Origin of the sequence: Salinicoccus albus DSM 19776 (assembly GCF_000385175.1) — a bacterium.
In the GTDB taxonomy this organism is placed as follows: domain Bacteria; phylum Bacillota; class Bacilli; order Staphylococcales; family Salinicoccaceae; genus Salinicoccus; species Salinicoccus albus.
Map to the genome: position 1 here is coordinate 18,090 of NZ_ARQJ01000022.1, position 16,177 is coordinate 34,266.

General features: G+C 42.9%; 17 protein-coding genes and 1 pseudogene. 12 read left to right on the top strand and 6 right to left on the bottom strand.

From position 1 onward, the window contains the following. Positions 1-330 precede the first annotated feature (330 nt). Positions 331-1,119 carry a hypothetical protein gene (locus tag G343_RS0103665; protein ID WP_020006760.1) on the bottom strand — a complete coding sequence of 263 codons (789 nt, stop codon included), beginning with the start codon at positions 1,117-1,119 and terminating at the stop codon, positions 331-333. Beyond that, on the bottom strand, positions 1,112-1,447 hold the full coding sequence (locus G343_RS0103670; protein ID WP_020006761.1) for a PadR family transcriptional regulator: 336 nt from the start codon (positions 1,445-1,447) through the stop codon (positions 1,112-1,114). The genes G343_RS0103665 and G343_RS0103670 overlap by 8 nt, the downstream gene beginning before the upstream one ends. A 399-nt stretch (positions 1,448-1,846) precedes the next feature. Between G343_RS0103670 and G343_RS0103675 the strand changes: the two genes are divergently transcribed. Next, on the top strand, positions 1,847-2,572 hold the full coding sequence (locus G343_RS0103675) for a tryptophan-rich sensory protein (RefSeq protein ID WP_020006762.1): 726 nt from the start codon (positions 1,847-1,849) through the stop codon (positions 2,570-2,572). 49 nt (positions 2,573-2,621) lie between these two features. On the opposite strand, the pseudogene G343_RS15930 reads toward G343_RS0103675, so the two are convergent. Continuing rightward, positions 2,622-2,777: pseudogene (locus tag G343_RS15930) on the bottom strand (ATP-binding cassette domain-containing protein); the annotation flags it as partial. 227 nt (positions 2,778-3,004) lie between these two features. Here G343_RS15930 and G343_RS0103680 point away from each other — a divergent pair. Further along, a complete protein-coding gene (locus G343_RS0103680) occupies positions 3,005-3,310 on the top strand; it encodes a monooxygenase (protein WP_020006763.1) in 306 nt (101 codons plus the stop codon). 81 nt (positions 3,311-3,391) lie between these two features. Here the strand turns inward: G343_RS0103680 and G343_RS0103685 are convergent, their stop codons facing one another. Next, the gene (locus G343_RS0103685) at positions 3,392-3,631 is read right to left on the bottom strand and encodes a DUF362 domain-containing protein (protein ID WP_020006764.1); all 240 of its coding nucleotides are present in this window, start codon (positions 3,629-3,631) and stop codon (positions 3,392-3,394) included. 204 nt (positions 3,632-3,835) lie between these two features. Here G343_RS0103685 and rbsK point away from each other — a divergent pair, with 204 nt between their 5' ends. From rbsK to G343_RS0103705, 4 genes are all read left to right on the top strand, one after another. Continuing rightward, entirely contained in the window at positions 3,836-4,717 is an 882-nt protein-coding gene (rbsK, locus tag G343_RS0103690) for a ribokinase (protein ID WP_020006765.1), read from the top strand. Between the two features lie 106 nt (positions 4,718-4,823). Then, positions 4,824-6,827 (top strand): penicillin-binding transpeptidase domain-containing protein, encoded by a 2,004-nt coding sequence (locus G343_RS0103695; RefSeq protein ID WP_020006766.1) that lies wholly within the window; start codon positions 4,824-4,826, stop codon positions 6,825-6,827. Between the two features lie 146 nt (positions 6,828-6,973). Beyond that, a complete protein-coding gene (gene proB, locus G343_RS0103700) occupies positions 6,974-7,816 on the top strand; it encodes a glutamate 5-kinase (protein WP_020006767.1) in 843 nt (280 codons plus the stop codon). Continuing rightward, positions 7,813-9,084, top strand: a complete 1,272-nt coding sequence (locus G343_RS0103705; protein ID WP_020006768.1) for a glutamate-5-semialdehyde dehydrogenase — start codon at positions 7,813-7,815, stop codon at positions 9,082-9,084. Before proB ends, G343_RS0103705 begins: the two co-directional genes overlap by 4 nt. A gap of 73 nt (positions 9,085-9,157) precedes the next feature. Here G343_RS0103705 and G343_RS0103710 read toward each other — a convergent pair whose 3' ends face one another. After that, a complete protein-coding gene (locus G343_RS0103710) occupies positions 9,158-9,358 on the bottom strand; it encodes a cold-shock protein (RefSeq protein ID WP_020006769.1) in 201 nt (66 codons plus the stop codon). A 240-nt stretch (positions 9,359-9,598) separates the two neighbouring features. Next, positions 9,599-10,489, bottom strand: a complete 891-nt coding sequence (locus tag G343_RS0103715; RefSeq protein ID WP_020006770.1) for a fructose bisphosphate aldolase — start codon at positions 10,487-10,489, stop codon at positions 9,599-9,601. Between the two features lie 246 nt (positions 10,490-10,735). Between G343_RS0103715 and G343_RS0103720 the strand changes: the two genes are divergently transcribed. The 6 genes from G343_RS0103720 to G343_RS0103745 all read left to right on the top strand — a co-directional run bounded on the left by G343_RS0103720 (position 10,736) and on the right by G343_RS0103745 (position 16,177). Then, positions 10,736-11,662, top strand: a complete 927-nt coding sequence (locus tag G343_RS0103720; protein WP_020006771.1) for a prenyltransferase — start codon at positions 10,736-10,738, stop codon at positions 11,660-11,662. A 131-nt stretch (positions 11,663-11,793) separates the two neighbouring features. Further along, positions 11,794-12,798: a LacI family DNA-binding transcriptional regulator gene (locus G343_RS0103725; RefSeq protein ID WP_020006772.1), complete on the top strand. Its 1,005-nt coding sequence runs from the start codon at positions 11,794-11,796 to the stop codon at positions 12,796-12,798. After that, on the top strand, positions 12,785-13,333 hold the full coding sequence (gene hxlB, locus G343_RS0103730) for a 6-phospho-3-hexuloisomerase (protein ID WP_020006773.1): 549 nt from the start codon (positions 12,785-12,787) through the stop codon (positions 13,331-13,333). The genes G343_RS0103725 and hxlB overlap by 14 nt, the downstream gene beginning before the upstream one ends. Positions 13,334-13,346: 13 nt before the next feature. Continuing rightward, positions 13,347-14,372, top strand: coding sequence for a TRAP transporter substrate-binding protein (locus tag G343_RS0103735; protein ID WP_020006774.1), 1,026 nt, complete (start codon positions 13,347-13,349; stop codon positions 14,370-14,372). Between the two features lie 27 nt (positions 14,373-14,399). Next, a complete protein-coding gene (locus G343_RS0103740; RefSeq protein ID WP_020006775.1) occupies positions 14,400-14,894 on the top strand; it encodes a TRAP transporter small permease in 495 nt (164 codons plus the stop codon). Continuing rightward, positions 14,894-16,177: a TRAP transporter large permease gene (locus tag G343_RS0103745; RefSeq protein WP_020006776.1), complete on the top strand. Its 1,284-nt coding sequence runs from the start codon at positions 14,894-14,896 to the stop codon at positions 16,175-16,177. The genes G343_RS0103740 and G343_RS0103745 overlap by 1 nt, the downstream gene beginning before the upstream one ends.

Genomic DNA, 16,177 nt, shown 5'->3' on the forward strand with positions numbered 1-16,177 from the left:
GAATTCTGAACTCAGAACGCCGGGTCCGCTGTTTTTGGTGCTTAATTATGCCGGTTTATCTATGATTACCTGGGGCTATGTGAATTGACGATCTGAATCATAGAGGAGTGAAGGATATCATAAAGATATTTATAAAAAACTATCTTAGAAATAAGTGCAGGGGTAACATGAGTATCTGGTTTTCTTGGATGCGACACTGCTCATCTGGGCGGTATGGAATGTGATTACAGGCCTCTGTATGCATTCAACATATCTGCATATCAGACTTTGTATATCCCTGTTTGTATTTGTAGTACTGCATTTTATATCCTAAAGTAATTTTGCCTTTTATCAATTACTAGTGTTTTTATCTTCCTTTTTAGAGTAGAAAATAAGTACTGCAAATACTAATATATTGACTATTATTACTAAAATTGAAGAAACCATTAAGTAGTTTCCACTTGTCGGGTCATTATTGATAAAGAGACGGGATATTACGTCAGGAAGACTAATGGCAGTGATTAAAAACGCATAAAACCACTTTTTCATGAGTATCGTTACCATGATAAATGCTCCGAGTAATATTAATCCGATTGTCATATTTATCTGTGTTGATAACTCGAATAATTCATATAAGGGATAATTTTTCGCTAAATATAATCCGCCGGATAACATCCCCATGTAAAAAACTGCATATATCACACACAGGAATATTCCCATTTTATCGATTTTTTCAGTCTGAAGACTTGTGTATCGTATAAATATAAACTTAACAGCAGTATAAAAGAGAATCGGGCCGAGCAGGGCGGTACAGATATAATAGAATAGCATGGCTAGAGTATAATCGAAACTGCCGCCGATTAAGCTTGGGATGGTAAACATACCGATTAAAAATACAAATAACAGCACTAAATTTCTTTTCAAATCATTCGTTTCAGGTATTTCGCTCGAAAGAGTTTTTAAATAATTTTTTACCGATCCGCCGGTTACACTTTCCAAAGAAGTACCGTTTTGTTCTGCCATAGTCAGGTGATCTCTTAATTCTTCTTCCAGTTCATCTCGGTACTCCTCATTTTTTCCGCGCGTCATCATCTCAATGCGAAATTCTTTTAAAAACCTCTCGGATTTCTTGCTAAGCATTTTTGCCGCCTCCTAATAAGTTAGACATACCATGATTTAACTTAGCCCATTTATCCCTGAAAATATCTAACTCCTCCTTCCCTTTATCACTAATACTGTAATACTTTCGTTTGGGTCCGCCGGTTTCCGATTTCACCATACGTGTTAAAACATATCCTTTTTTGCTTAGTCTCAGTAAGACAGGATATATACTGCCTTCGCTGATATCAGGGAATTGTTTTTCTTTTAATTTCTCAGTGATTTGATATCCATATGTCTCTCCCTCGGCAATTAATGCGAGAATTGCGCCATCCAGAAGTCCTTTCATTATCTGATCAGAAACGGACATTTCCTTCTTCCTCCTAACTATCTTATAATGTAATATAGTTCATTGAAATATAGTTGTCAACTACCTTATGTAAAAAGATAGTATAAAAGTGAAAATAAATATTTATTTGACAGAATCTAAAGTTTCGACATCTCCAATATGAAAATACTGACTGGATTCCTTGCATCCACCAATCGATTGATACTGGTTTTGTCCGGCGGGTACCGGCTGTGTTAGACTCCAGCTTGACAATCAGGCAACTGCATATCGGTCTTGGTATATCGATGTTCAGTTTTGTCGTCCTGCATTTCATTTTTTGATCAATGTACAATGGGAGCGGTTGAGTGATCATGACATTTTGTTTACCGGCTTCATATAAAGTAAATAGTTAAAGACAATCATATATGGAGGATGAGTAATATGTCGGTTCAAAAAAAGTGGGCAACAGGATATCTGGCTGCCTTTATAATCATGCTTTTACTGAATTATTGGAGCGGAACGAATGTCGGCAGCGTGGCGAATGATAATCAGGCAATCATTCAGCCGGCAGGATTTGCATTTTCCATCTGGGGATTAATATATGTACTGCTCCTGATATGGATCATTAAACTTTTCTTTTCAAAAACATGGGAAGGTTCCACGGCTTATCAATTGAAATACTGGCCAATCATTAATTTCCTGTTAAACGGTATATGGATTCTTGTCTTTACGCAACAGTGGATGGTTGTCTCTGTTCTGGTCATCATCGGTCTTTTATATACACTGGCAAAAATGTATTCCGCAATGACTGAATCAGGCTATCACTGGTTTGACCGTCTGCCTTTTTCCATATACTTTGGGTGGGTGACGATAGCAACTGTGGTCAATATATTTACACTGGCCGTAAACAACAATATAGAAACCATTTTAGGGCTGGGTGAGCTTACATGGACAATCATCATATTGAGTGCAGCGACTCTGATTGGAATTGTCATTACCTTTTACTTCAGGGACTGGCTGTATCCACTTGTACTGATCTGGCCGTATTTTGGCATCTACACTGAAAATGATAACGCCCATATGATCTTGGATGTCACTTTGATCGCAGCGAGTGTGGTACTGCTGATTACGGCGCTTATTGCCGGTGTGAGAAAACTGCGGCACTGATTTAACATCGGAGAAAATATGAGTAAGATTGAATATCAAAGATTAAAAAAAGTGGGTCCAGATTGGAAGTGGGTTTATCAAGAATCAGCAGTTCTGCGTGATGACTGAGTGCAATGGCCAGTGACAGTTTGACTTTCTCACCTGTGGAAAGTTTCTTGATCTTTGTTTTCTCATGAACATTGAAGGCATCCAGATACGCATGATAAGCCTTATATTTATTGAGTAATGCCTGGTATGGTGTAAGATGCTTATAATTAAAGGTTGACTGGATTTTGATGGATTGCTTCTAAAAATCCGTTAAAGTTCCAAAAGCCTCTCTTAAGTTACCTGAACTTTTGAGAGGCTGAGTCTAGTTTAGCCGTTACAAGAGGCTTTTTAATTAGATATATGAAGTCGATTAGTATATATTATGAATACAGAAGGGAGGTTCATATGGCCTGTATTTTACAGATGGATTTTCAAATGGATGGACCATTCGGCAACGATATGCTTGAGGCATTTTCCGATCTTGCCAAAAGTATCAATGAGGAAGAAGGATTTTTATGGAAGATTTGGACAGAAAATCGTGAGGCGAATGAAGCCGGTGGTATTTATCTGTTCGAATCCAAAGATTCAGCTCAAAACTATTTAATGATGCATACAAAGCGATTAAGGGAATTTGGTATTGAGTCCGTAAATGGGAAAATATTCGAAGTGAATGAAGGATTAACTCAAATCACTAACGGTCCGATAAAGTAACTTGATATAAATTAAAAGTGCACACAAACAGAAGGATCACACCCTTAATGAGTGTGATCCTTCTTTTTATGAAAAGTCAGCTTAACTGATGCCATAAAATTCTTTAGCTTTTGCCAGGTATTTATCATCTTCCGGTGCCATTTCCGTTTCATCTACGATTGCGTCAACCGGGCAGACGGTTACACATGCACCGCAGTCGATGCAGATTTCAGGGTCGATATAGTATTGATCTTCCCCTTCTTCGATGCAGTCCACCGGACAGACATCAACACAATCTCCGGATTTCTCCCCAACGCATGGATGAGTAATTACAAATGCCATAAGTATTCCCTCCTTAATTTAGGAATCCATCTATATAGTATTATACATGAAAATGTTTATATTGAAATCGTAATGTATTTTTTCGGATTGGTCAATTGTCAGAAAAGAAATCATCCAAAAGTATTAATCGTTTTCTAAACTTTGGTAAAATAAGAAATGCATTGATAAGAAACGATTATGAAGGAAACTGGAGGCGTGGAAAATATGGATATCGTTGTAATCGGCAGCCTGTCCACAGATTTCATCGTGGAGTCATACAGGACACCGGAGAAAGGGGAGACAATTGTTGGCGACAGCTTTAAGACAGCCTGCGGCGGAAAAGGGGCAAACCAGGCTGTGGCAGCGGCCAGATTAGGCAGTGATGTTTCATTCATCGGGGCCATCAGTGATGATGGTTTCGGGGAGGCATTAAAAACGAACCTCAAAGAAAACAACATTTTCTGTGAACATTTGGAGACCATAGAAAATGAATCGAGCGGTACTGCCCATATCACCATCTACGAACAGGACAACTCAATTATATTCGTCCCCGGCACTAACGGACTGGTTTCACCGGAAATGATCAAAGAAAAAGAAATGCATATCAAAGAGGCGGAATATGTGCTGATCCAAAATGAAATCCCCATTGAAACGACAAAATATATTATAGATTTCTGCTTTGAAAACGACATTAAGCTGATATATAACCCGGCGCCATTTCTGCCGATTGAAACAGAGTATATCGACAAATGCGATCTGATCACACCGAATGAAAACGAGTGTGAAGCCCTGTTTGGGGTAAATTACAGGGACATGATCAAGCGTTATCCGAATAAACTCTTAGTCACACTGGGCAGTGAAGGCTGTGTATATAATAATGGTACGGAAGATGTCAGCGTGCCTGCGTATCAGACAGATCCAATTGATACGACAGGTGCCGGAGATGTGTTCAACGGCGCACTGACTGCCTTTCTGGCGCAGGGGGAGACGCTTGAAGCGGCGATTGGATATGCCAATATGGCTGCTGCAATTTCAATTAGAAAGGTCGGTGCCCAGGGCGGTACACCAACATTGGAAGAGTGGAAACGTGAATACGACAATATTTAGACGGTATCGAGACATGGATTTTTCATGCTTTCGTTTATTAATATTTTCCACACATGGTATTATGATGTAGGGTTATTGCAAATCGTATGAAAATAAGGGTGAAATGATGAAAAAAATTTTAATACCGGGCGCTGTGGCGGTGATTATTGTTGCTGTTGGTGCATATTTTCTTGTAACTGCCGGCTGGTTTCAAAAATCTGAAGCAGAGGCATTAAACAGCTTTACAGGAGATGTCCAGAACCAGAATTATGATCAACTGTACGGTTACCTCAGTGACGATGCAAAATCGAATTACGCTGAAGCGGATGTCGGTGCGCGGTACGAAACAATTTACAGCAGCCTGGGCGTGGAGAATGTTGCTCTTGAGAATGTTGAAGAAGTCGAGTCTTCGGAAGACGGGGAACAAAAACATTTTCAAGGGGATCTGACACTGGATACGTCTTACGGGGAGTTGAACAGGGACTATGAATTTACGCTCTCCTATGATGAAGAGACGGATGACTGGTTTGTGGAATGGACGCCGGACCTTATCATACCCGGATTGGGCAATGGCGATGTGAATATTAATCATACCACAGGTCAGCGCGGGGATATTCTTGACAGGAATGGTGATGAACTGGCATTTAACGGTGTCAAAGAAACAGTTGGGTTTAATGCAGGCTCAGTCACGGAAGCAGAGGTATTAGCTGCTGCAGAAGACCTGGAAATGAGTGAAGAAAATCTCCAGAGTATCCTGGACCAATCATGGATTGAGGAAGGAATGTTTGTCGCGATTAAAGATGCGCATAGATTTTCCGATGAAGATAAGGAAACTTTTTCCGAGCACGGACTTTCTGTGACAGAAACACCTTCGAGAGAATATACACTGGATGAAGCGACTTATCATCTGCTGGGCTATGTCGGGGAAGTCACTGCGGATGAACTGGAGCAGAATGACAGTTATGAAGCCGGGGATATCATTGGTAAGCAGGGGGCTGAAGCACTCTATGATGAAACGTTGCGGCCGACCAGAGGGTATAATGTATCCATTGTGGATCAGAACGGAGAAGAGACTGAGTCGCTCTTTTCACAGGAAACAGAAGATGGCGAGGATGTACAGCTGACAATAGACAGGGAAGTGCAGGATACGATCTACGCCAATATGGAAGATGATTCCGGAGCCGGGGTTGCGATGGATCCGGCAAATGGCGATTTGCTTGCCACGGTCAGTTATCCGAGTCCGAGCCCTTATGACTTCATGTTTGGAATCTCCCAGGAAGCCTATGATGAACTGCACGAAGATGACGAAAATCCGCTCATCTCCAAATACAGCCGGACCACTTCGCCAGGCTCGACGCAGAAGATAATGTCGGCCATCATTGCGATGAATGATGACAGTTTCAACAGGGATGCCACCATCGATATTTCAGGCGGCAGCTGGCAAAAAGACGACTCATGGGGCGGATACACGGTGAACCGCTATCATGAGATCAATGAATCTTTCGATTTGAAAAAGGCGCTGACCTTCTCGGATAATATTTATTTTGCCCGCACAATGCTGGATCTGGGCGCTGAAACATTCATCCAGGGCATGCAGGAATTAGGCATTGGCAGGGAATATGATACGGACTATCCGATCTACACAGCTCAGACAGCCAACGAAAATACGATCGATGATGAAATACTTCTGGCTGACAGTGGTTATGGTCAAGGAGAGATACTCATTTCACCGATACAGATTACTTCGATATATGCGGCAGTGATTAACGGCGGAAACATACATGAGCCCCACATGCTTACCGATTCGGAAGATGAAGTGATGATAGAGAATATAACCAGTCAGGATAACCTGGACTATCTTGAAGCATCCATGCGGGCAGTTGTCACTGAAAATCATCCGGATGATGTGCAAAGGAATTATGCTGACTTTGCGGGTAAGACAGGGACCAGCGAAAATAAAATGTCCCAGGAGACAAGGGGCGAAGAGACAGGCTGGTTTATCGGCTATGATCAGAACAGCAAAGATATGATAATGAGCCTCTATGCAGAAGATGTACAGGATAGAGGAATGAGTGAGTATACAGCTCAGAAGTTTGCAGAAATCCACGATGAGTTACGTGAAAATGAATAGTAATTGATGATATGCAGGTCCAAAATCTATGGGTCTGCATTAATTTATTATGCATGAAAACGCATTCATTATAAAAATATCTTTATTTTTATACAGAAATATGTATAATTAAAATCATTATCATCTTACATCAAGGAGTGGTATGGATGAATCGTGATATCTTAAAAGAATGCAGCCGCGTCGTTATCAAGATTGGCACTAACTCGCTCATGAAGACTCCGACAAAGATTGATTATCAGAAAATCGATCGTCTGGCTTTCGTGTGTGCGTCTCTCCAGCAGCAGGGCAGGGAAGTGATTATGGTTACTTCAGGTGCTGTAGGCGTTGGAGCGGGGACCATGAATCTGGATGAATATCCGGAAGCAGCTGCTGAGAAGCAGGCACTCGCTTCCGTAGGACAAAGTGTGCTGATGAATTTGTACAGTCGGTTTTTCCAGCATTATAATCAGCATGTCGGGCAGATACTGATGACGCGGGATATCATGAATTATTCAAATGCCTACTCGAACTGCAGAATCTCCATCGACTCTCTATTGAAAAGTAATATAATTCCAATCATTAATGAAAATGATGCTGTCTCTGTCGATGAACCCGGACACTGTTCAAAGTTCGGGGAGAACGACACGCTGGCAGCGGTGGTGACGGAACTGGTTGATGCCGACCTGCTCATTATTTTGAGTGATGTGGATGGTCTGTATGATGCAAATCCGCATTCGGATCCAAATGCAGCATTGATATCATTTGTCGGTGATATCGATGAAGAGATACAGGCAATGGCCGGAGGCTCCGGTTCCGTGTTCTCCACAGGCGGTATGGAGACGAAAATTAAAGCGGCGCAATCCATGATGGATCTCGGTAAATCCATGGTGATCACATCCGCTGAAAATCCCGGTATCATGTTCGATATCCTGGACGGGAATGAAGCGGGCACATTGTTCAGGAAAGCTGAAGCGGAAATCTTACTCAGAGGAGATGAAGGAATCTTATGACTGAAGATATATTAACATTAGATGAGACACTGCTTGAAACAGGCAAAAATGCAAAAAGTGCGGCAAAAGTGATCAGAAAGCTGTCAGCCCAGCAGAAGAATGAAGCCCTGCTTGAGATGATTCAATCACTGGAGGATCATACGGATAAGATTTTGGAAGCGAACAGTATGGATATTGAGAACGGCAGGGAGAATGGGCTGGACGAAGCGCTCATTGAAAGGCTGACGCTTAGCGATAAACGTCTGACGGGCATGCAGAGCGGCATGAAACAGATGGCGGATTTAACGGATCCAACGGCTAAAAGTGACGGCAGTTTTGTGAATGATGAAGGGCTTAAAATCAGTAAGAAAAGTGTGCCGCTCGGTGTGATCGGCATCATCTATGAATCACGCCCAAATGTTACTGCGGATGCTTCAGGATTATGCCTGAAAGCCGGTAATGCAGTGATTTTGCGCGGCGGTAAAGAAGCGATCAATAGCAATACTGCCATTGTAGAAGCGCTGCAGCAGGGGCTTTCCAATTCCGCTCTGCCAAAAGAAAGCATCCAGCTTATTACAGACCCTTCCAGAGAACTCGCCAGCCAATTTATGAAATTTAATGAATGTGTTGACTGTCTGATTCCAAGGGGCGGTGCCGGTCTGATTCAGGCTGTATTGAAGCAGGCAACTGTACCGGTCATAGAAACAGGAACAGGCAATTGTCATCTGTATATCCATGAATCTGCAGACATTGAAATGGCTAAATCCATTCTCATCAATGCAAAAACACACAGGGTCTCGGTATGCAATGCCCTCGAATCACTGTTAATCGATAAGCGCATTGCTCAGGATGTGCTGCCGGAATTAGCCGATGCGCTGAAGGACGCTGGTGTTAAGATTCATGGAGACCCGTTCACATGCCAGGTGATCGAGGAAGCTGAAGAAGCAGTGGAAGCAGATTACGCAGATGAATATCTAAGTTATGACATCGCTGTAAAAGTTGTGGACGGTTATGATGAAGCCATCAGCCATATTGATCATTATTCCACAGGGCATTCAGATGCCATCGCAGCGAACGACTATCAAGTCATTCAGGACTTCCTGAATGAAGTGGATGCTGCTGCAGTCTATGTCAATGCATCCACAAGATTCACAGACGGCGAGATGTTCGGCTTCGGAGGAGAAATCGGCATCAGCACCCAAAAACTTCATGCCAGAGGCCCGATGGGGCTTGAGGCATTAACAAGCTACAAGTATATTGTTGAAGGCAGCGGCCAGATCAGGTCATAAAAAAATCAGCCCCTCGGTTTCAAGGGGCTGATTTTAGTCTGCTCACGCAAAATTCATATTCAAACGAATATTATTAAAGTTTTACGATGCTGACAGCTTGTGGTCCACGCTGACCTTCTTCGATGTCGAATTCTACTGCCTGACCATCGTCAAGTGTTTTGTAGCCTTCGCCTACGATATTGGAAAAGTGTGCGAATACATCGTTTCCACCTTCAACTTCGATGAAACCGAATCCTTTTTCCGCGTTGAACCATTTAACTGTACCCTGTGTCATAAATAATGACCTCCAAAAATAAATTAATAATATCTTAAAGTGAGCATAAAAAAATTCACACATTACAAAAAGTACCGAACTAGTCACGATTACTTCTTGTAACATGTGAATTAGAAATTGCTGTACTTAAAAATCTTATTAAAGATACTATACACCATTATGTTGAAAAAGTCCACTAAAAATATGAAAAAATATTATAAAGGCGTTTTCACACAGGAAAACGCCATGGACCTTTAGCATTTAGTTTTTATTTACAGATGCATCATAGATGGAATCAATGGCTTCTTTGAGCTTTTGGTCAAATTCTTCATCGGATTGATCAGCATTCAGATCAGCGGTTAACGCACGGGAGAAACTTGCGATCAGTTTGTCATTTTTCTTGAGCAGTGCGTTCGCTTCCTCTCTTGAATAACCGCCGGACAGTGCAACAACCTGTACAACACGCGGGTGATGAATCAGAGATTTATAAAGGTCAGGCTGAGTCGGGATCGAGAGTTTAAGCATTACATTCTGGTCGTCAGAAAGTTCGTCCAGGTGTTTTTTGATTTCAGCCTTCAGCATATCTTCCGCCTGTTCCTTATTTTCACTGTGTATATTGACTTCAGGCTCGATGATTGGAACCAGTCCTGCTTCCATGATCTGTCCGGCAATTTCGAACTGCTGGTCAACAACCTCTGTGATGCCTGCTGCGTTGTCTTCCAGAATGTTGGAACGCATTTTTGTGCCGAAGATATTGCGTTCGTTGGCCCGTTCAAGTAAAGCACCAAGGTCCGGAATCGGCTTCATCAATTGAACGCCATTCACTTGTTCACCCAGCCCTTTATCCACTTTCAGAAAAGGAACTACGCCTTTTTGGGCCAGGTAGTCAGCAGTGTATTCTCCCTCAATTTCACGGTCCATCGTCTGTTCGAACAGGATGGCGCCCAAAATCTTATCTGAAGTGAATTCGGGGGATGTGATGATACGGGAGCGCATCTCATGTACAAGGTCGAACATTTCATCCTCGCCAGAGTACGAACTCTCCGGAATACCATATTGAGCGAGTGCTTTTGGCGTACTGCCTCCACTCTGATCAAGCGCTGCAATAAAGCCATCACCATTTTTAACTTTGTCAAATTGTTCCTGGTTCATAAAACCCACTCCTTATCATTTTCAAATACTTCATTTTACTATTCCCTAAAGCTATAATATCTAATTATAAATAAATAATCTAGCTTAATTTTGGAACATAATCAAAGTACAGTCAACTTTTATCATCATCCAGCGGCAATAATCGTTAAAGGGACTGTCAGGTGCAGTTGAAAAAATGTAGAATGAAACTGCTGGATTGCGTCAAAACCAATGCGAAACAGACTTTTTACAAAGGGGAAATGATCAATGGGTAAGGATATGAATGTATTCACAAGATTCAACATGCTGATTCGAATGACCGCGGTTGTGTTTTCAAGCTTCGTTACTGTATTATCCACAAGTCTGCCGCTTTTTCTATTTTACTCTGATATACCAAACCAAAACGTTTTGTGGACGATGATCGTATTGCTCCTGGGTTCTTTTCTCATCCACGGATTGCTGACACATATCATCAATGACATGACTGATTTTAAAACAGGTACGGATGATTACAGTCCGGGGATATTGTCAGGAGGCAGCCGGGTCATCCAGTCTAAAGCAATAACCTACGGGCAGCTCAGACTGCTGGGGATTGGATTATCCGTCCTGCTTTTAGCCGCTGCCATTCTGTTCTTCATATTTGGGCACATCGAGTACGGTTTCTTAGTGCTTATTGGTATGTGGGGAGCCGTGTCCTATTCTTTAAGACCGTTCATGCTGGCGTACAAACCGTTTATCGGAGAATGGGCAAGTTTATTCCCCTCCATGTTCGCGTTAGGTATTGCCGCCCCTTGGATTTTGTTGGATACCATTCCGGCGTGGGCCTGGTTTAATGCCATAATCAATGCACTTTGGTGCATGGCCTGGGTGATGGTCCACCATATCCCGGATATCGAGGCGGACCGGCAGGCAAATCCCCGGAAAATCACCACCGTCGTCTATGCAGTGAACAGCGGCGGCAGAAAATTTGCCCACCTGCCGTCTGTGTTCTACTTACTTATCATTTTAATTATTCTTATCATAATGATTTTGACCCGGCCGGTTGCGAGTATATTGTCGCTGATCATGATTTTGATCACATTAAGAGCGCTTTTTACCATGCATAATAACGATGTTGAGGCAGCGACGGCCGTGGAGAAGCAGATGCTGATTACAGCCGGACTGACAGCCGTTGTTCTGGGAATATTCATATGATATTCCGCTCTTGCACGCGGCTTTTATTAATGGATAATAGTAAAACCCGGTATTGTAAAACGGTTACATTTATTTTATAATCGTGTAAACCGGTTTACTAAATCGGTTTAGTAACAAAGAGGGGAAGTCTCATGAAGCATATAACGATTACAGATGTGGCGAGAAGAGCGAAGGTTTCAAAAACCACTGTGTCCCATTATTTGAATGAGCGGTTTACAAATATGAGTTCAAAGACAAAGGCGCGTATATCTTCTGCCATCGATGAATTAAACTACAGCCCCAATTACGTGGCTAAAAGCCTGAAGAATAAAAAAACAATGACGATCGGTATCATCGTTGCAAACATTCTGCATAATTTTTCAACGCGAATTATCCGTTCAATCGAGGATTATGCCAACAGCAGAGATTATCATGTGATTGTCTGCAATGCAGATAATGATCCGCTGAAGGAAGAAGATTACATCAGTATGCTTCTGGCCAAGCAGGTGGATGGCCTGATTGTTATCCCGACACCCGGGAATAATGATGAGTTCAAAGCACTGGCAGATGCCGGCTACCCGCTTGTTTTCGTGGACAGATATATCGAAGGCGTTTGTGTACCGTCCTTTCTTCTGGACAATGCCAGAACGATCCAGATTGCATTTGATCATTTATTCAAAAAAGGATTTAAACACATCGGATACATATCACAGCAGGTGAATGATGCAGTGACACGCCTCGAACGCCGGGATGCATATATTGAGGAATGTTTGCGGCATGATGTGAAAGCGCTTTTAATTGATGGGGATCTTTCCTCAATCACTGAGAAGATCAGGGAACACATCAAGAATGATTCCATGCCTGAAGCTTTGATCGTTGGTAATGATCTTACACTATTTGAAGTACTGAAAGCTGTGAAGCAATATAATATTAACATTCCCGAAGAACTGTCTATCATCAGTGTTGATAATATCGAGTTTACAGAATTCTTCAATCCCAGTCTCACTGTGATTGCACAGCCTGCTTACGACATCGGGACTGCAGCAACCAAACATCTTTTTGACGTTTTGAATGGCATCAATCCAAAACCACAGGTTCATAGATTCGAACCTGAATTAATTGAAAGGGAATCGGTGATCAATCATGAACATAAATGATATTTTCGGCAATATTGCGGATGAAGTGAGTGACGTCTGCAAAAAAGTGGACGCCGCTGAAGTGGAAAAATTAGCATCAGAAATTGATTCGGCAGAAAACATATTCATACATGGCAACGGCAGGAGCGGTCTCGCCGGCAAGATGATTGCCATGCGGCTGATGCACAGCGGTTATAACGTGTATGTAGTCTCAGAGACAACAACACCTGCATTCAAGGCGGGTGACCTGCTTATTATTTTGAGCGGTTCCGGCAAAGGTCACTCGGTGGATCATATGCTGAGAAAAGTCCGGTCCATCGGCGGCCAAGCAGCGCTGGTGACAGCAGCTGATGATGCGCAGATCAGACAGCAGTTTAACGCCGTCCTATACCTCAATGCGAGCACGAAACACAATGACATCACAACGATCCAGCCACTCGGCAGCCAGTTTGACCAGGCAGTCCACCTGATACTGGACGGGCTCATTGTTTATTTGAATCAGCTGCATCAAAAAGGTAATGAAGCGCTGAAAGCAAAGCATTTTAATTTGGAATAAAAGGAGGCTAACGATGAAAAGATACATTCTTGCTATATTCATATCCGTGTTATGTTTTGCACTGGTCTCATGCAGTTCTCCTGAAGATGTATCGGAAGGCACACAGGAAGACCCGATTAAAATAATCGCTGCACACAACCAGACATCGACTGAAAGTCCTTACCAGACCGGTCTTTTAAAGTTTAAAGAAGTGGCAGAGAAACAATCCGACGGACGTATTGAGGTGGAAGTCCATGCCGGCACAATCGGCACGGAAGAGCCTGAATTAATCCAGAAGCTTGTGGTTGGAGCGGCTGATGTTGTCCTTGTGTCGCCCGGGTTTATGACAGGTACTGGTATACAGGAATTTGAGTTCTTTGCCCTGCCTTATCTTTTTGACAGCTATGCGCATTGGGAAAGCGTGGTCGATGGAGAAATTGGAGAAGAAATGTCACAGATGGTGAGCGAAGAGTCAGGCAATGATCTGAAATTGCTTGGTTACTGGTCGGCGGGCGCCAGACATTATTACGGTAAAAAGCCTTTGGAAGATATGTCTGACTTGAATGGTATGACGATACGTACGCAGGCTTCAGGTGTCGTGTCAGATTTCTGGCAGCAGACCGGTGCAATTCCGACGTCAGTTTCATGGGGGGAACTTTATCAGGCACTGCAGCAGAACGTTGTAGATTCATCTGAAAATTCATATCCTTATTTTGTTCAGCAAAACCATCATACGACAAGCAACGGCCGATATATCACCGAAACCGCTCATGATTATACGACCCGGTTCCTGTTGGCTAACGGAAAAAGATTTGATGGATACCCTGAAGATATACAGGAGATCCTGATGAATGCTTCAGAGGCTTCAGTGGAAGCCGAAAGACAGGAAGTGCTTGCGCAGGACGAGGAATATAAGGAAATTGCGATAGAAGACGGCGCCGAGGTCAATCAGATGGATACGACAGAAATGGAGGAAGCTGCAGCACCCATCCAGGATGAATTGGCAGAAGAATTGAATATGACTGAAACATTGGAAAAAGTACGGGACCTTAAGGAATAAAAAACTATTTAACTGGAGGGCTGCATGATGAACAAATTCGTTAAATCACTGGAAAAAGGTCAGATTGTTCTTGGCATCATATTTTTATTGATATTCTTCACTGCAACAATTGTTCAGATCGTAACCCGATTTGTTGGATGGAGTGTGATATGGACTGAAGAACTCGCCAACTATTCATTTATATGGGCGATATTTATGGGGGCGGCTGTCATGGTCAATCATAAGGAACATTTCACTTTCGATATGCTCCAGTCGAAGTTCAAGGGCAAATATAAATCATACTTAAGCATTTTTATAGATGCTTTACTGATCATATTTAATATTTTCATCACGATGTATGGCTTTCAGCTTTTGAATCATTTCTGGGATTTCACATGGGAAACTGTGCCGGCCTTCAATATGGGCGTGGTATGGCTTGCAGTGCCGGTAATGTCCATAACGATGATTATTTATTCGTTAAATCACATATTGAATGCGTTCAATTCCCTTAAAGATCCAGATGGAAAAGGGGTGAGTCACTGATGGGATACCTGCTTGCTGCGCTTTTTATCATACTGCTTGTTATTGGTGTGCCAATCGCATTCGTCATCGGTATTGTTGCACTGGTGGGCATGATGACTATTGAAGACATCCCGGAGGTGATCGTGCCGATGAATATGGTGAATGGGCTGGATTCATTTGTTCTCTTAGCTGTTCCGTTGTTCATCCTGGCCGCTAATCTGATGAATTCCGGTAAAATTTCTGAAAAGATGATTGATTTGGCACTTGCCATCGTCGGTCCGCTGAAAGGGGGCCTGGCACAGGCAAATGTTCTCGTTTCTATGATGTTTGCCGGGGTGTCCGGTGCAGCTCAGGCGGATACTGCAGGCACCGGCAAGGTGCTGATTCCGAGCATGTTGAAAAACGGCTATGATAAAGAAACAGCCGTCGGTGTCACTGCAGCTTCTTCCACCGTCGGTGTCGTGATCCCGCCGAGTATACCGATGATTATCTTCGCCGGTGTCGCGAATGCATCAGTCGGTGCACTTTTCCTTGGCGGTATTATTCCGGGGATACTGATCGGCCTGGGCATGATGATTCTGATCTATTTCATTTCAATGAAACGGGGATATCCGACGTTTAAAAGGGTCCATTTGAAGGAAATCGGTAAAAAGTTCCTGGATACGTTCCCGGCATTGCTGACCATTGTCATTATCATCGGCGGTATTACGACGGGGGTCTTTACAGCAACTGAATCTGCTGCCATCGCCTCTATATACACGTTTTTCATCAGTATGTTCTACTATAAGACACTGAAATTCAAAGATCTTCCGAAGATCATATTTGATACACTGTCATTGAGTGCACTTTCATTGTTTGCACTTGCGACTGCCAGCGCCTTGGGTGAATTGCTGAGCTACTATCAGTTTGGGGCAATGGCACAGGAATTCTTTACTGAGAATGTTTCTGCAAAATGGTTGTTCCTTCTGCTGATTATTGGGTTCTTCCTGATTGTCGGAACTTTCATGGATTCAATACCGGCGATGATTTTATTTGTACCGATCATTCTGCCGGCCTCTGAAGCATTTGGAATCGACCCTGTACACCTCGGCCTCATTGTCGTCATTACTCTGGCCGTCGGTCTGTCGACGCCGCCGTACGGGCTGTGTCTGCTTATCGCAAGTAAAATAGGGGACATGTCTGTTGAAAGATCTTTTATAGCGGTTGTTCCTTACCTGCTCATCATCTTAATTGTACTGCTGCTCATTGCATTCGTGCCGGGGATCGTATCCTTCCTGCCGGATCTGATGGCTGAAGGGAGTTGA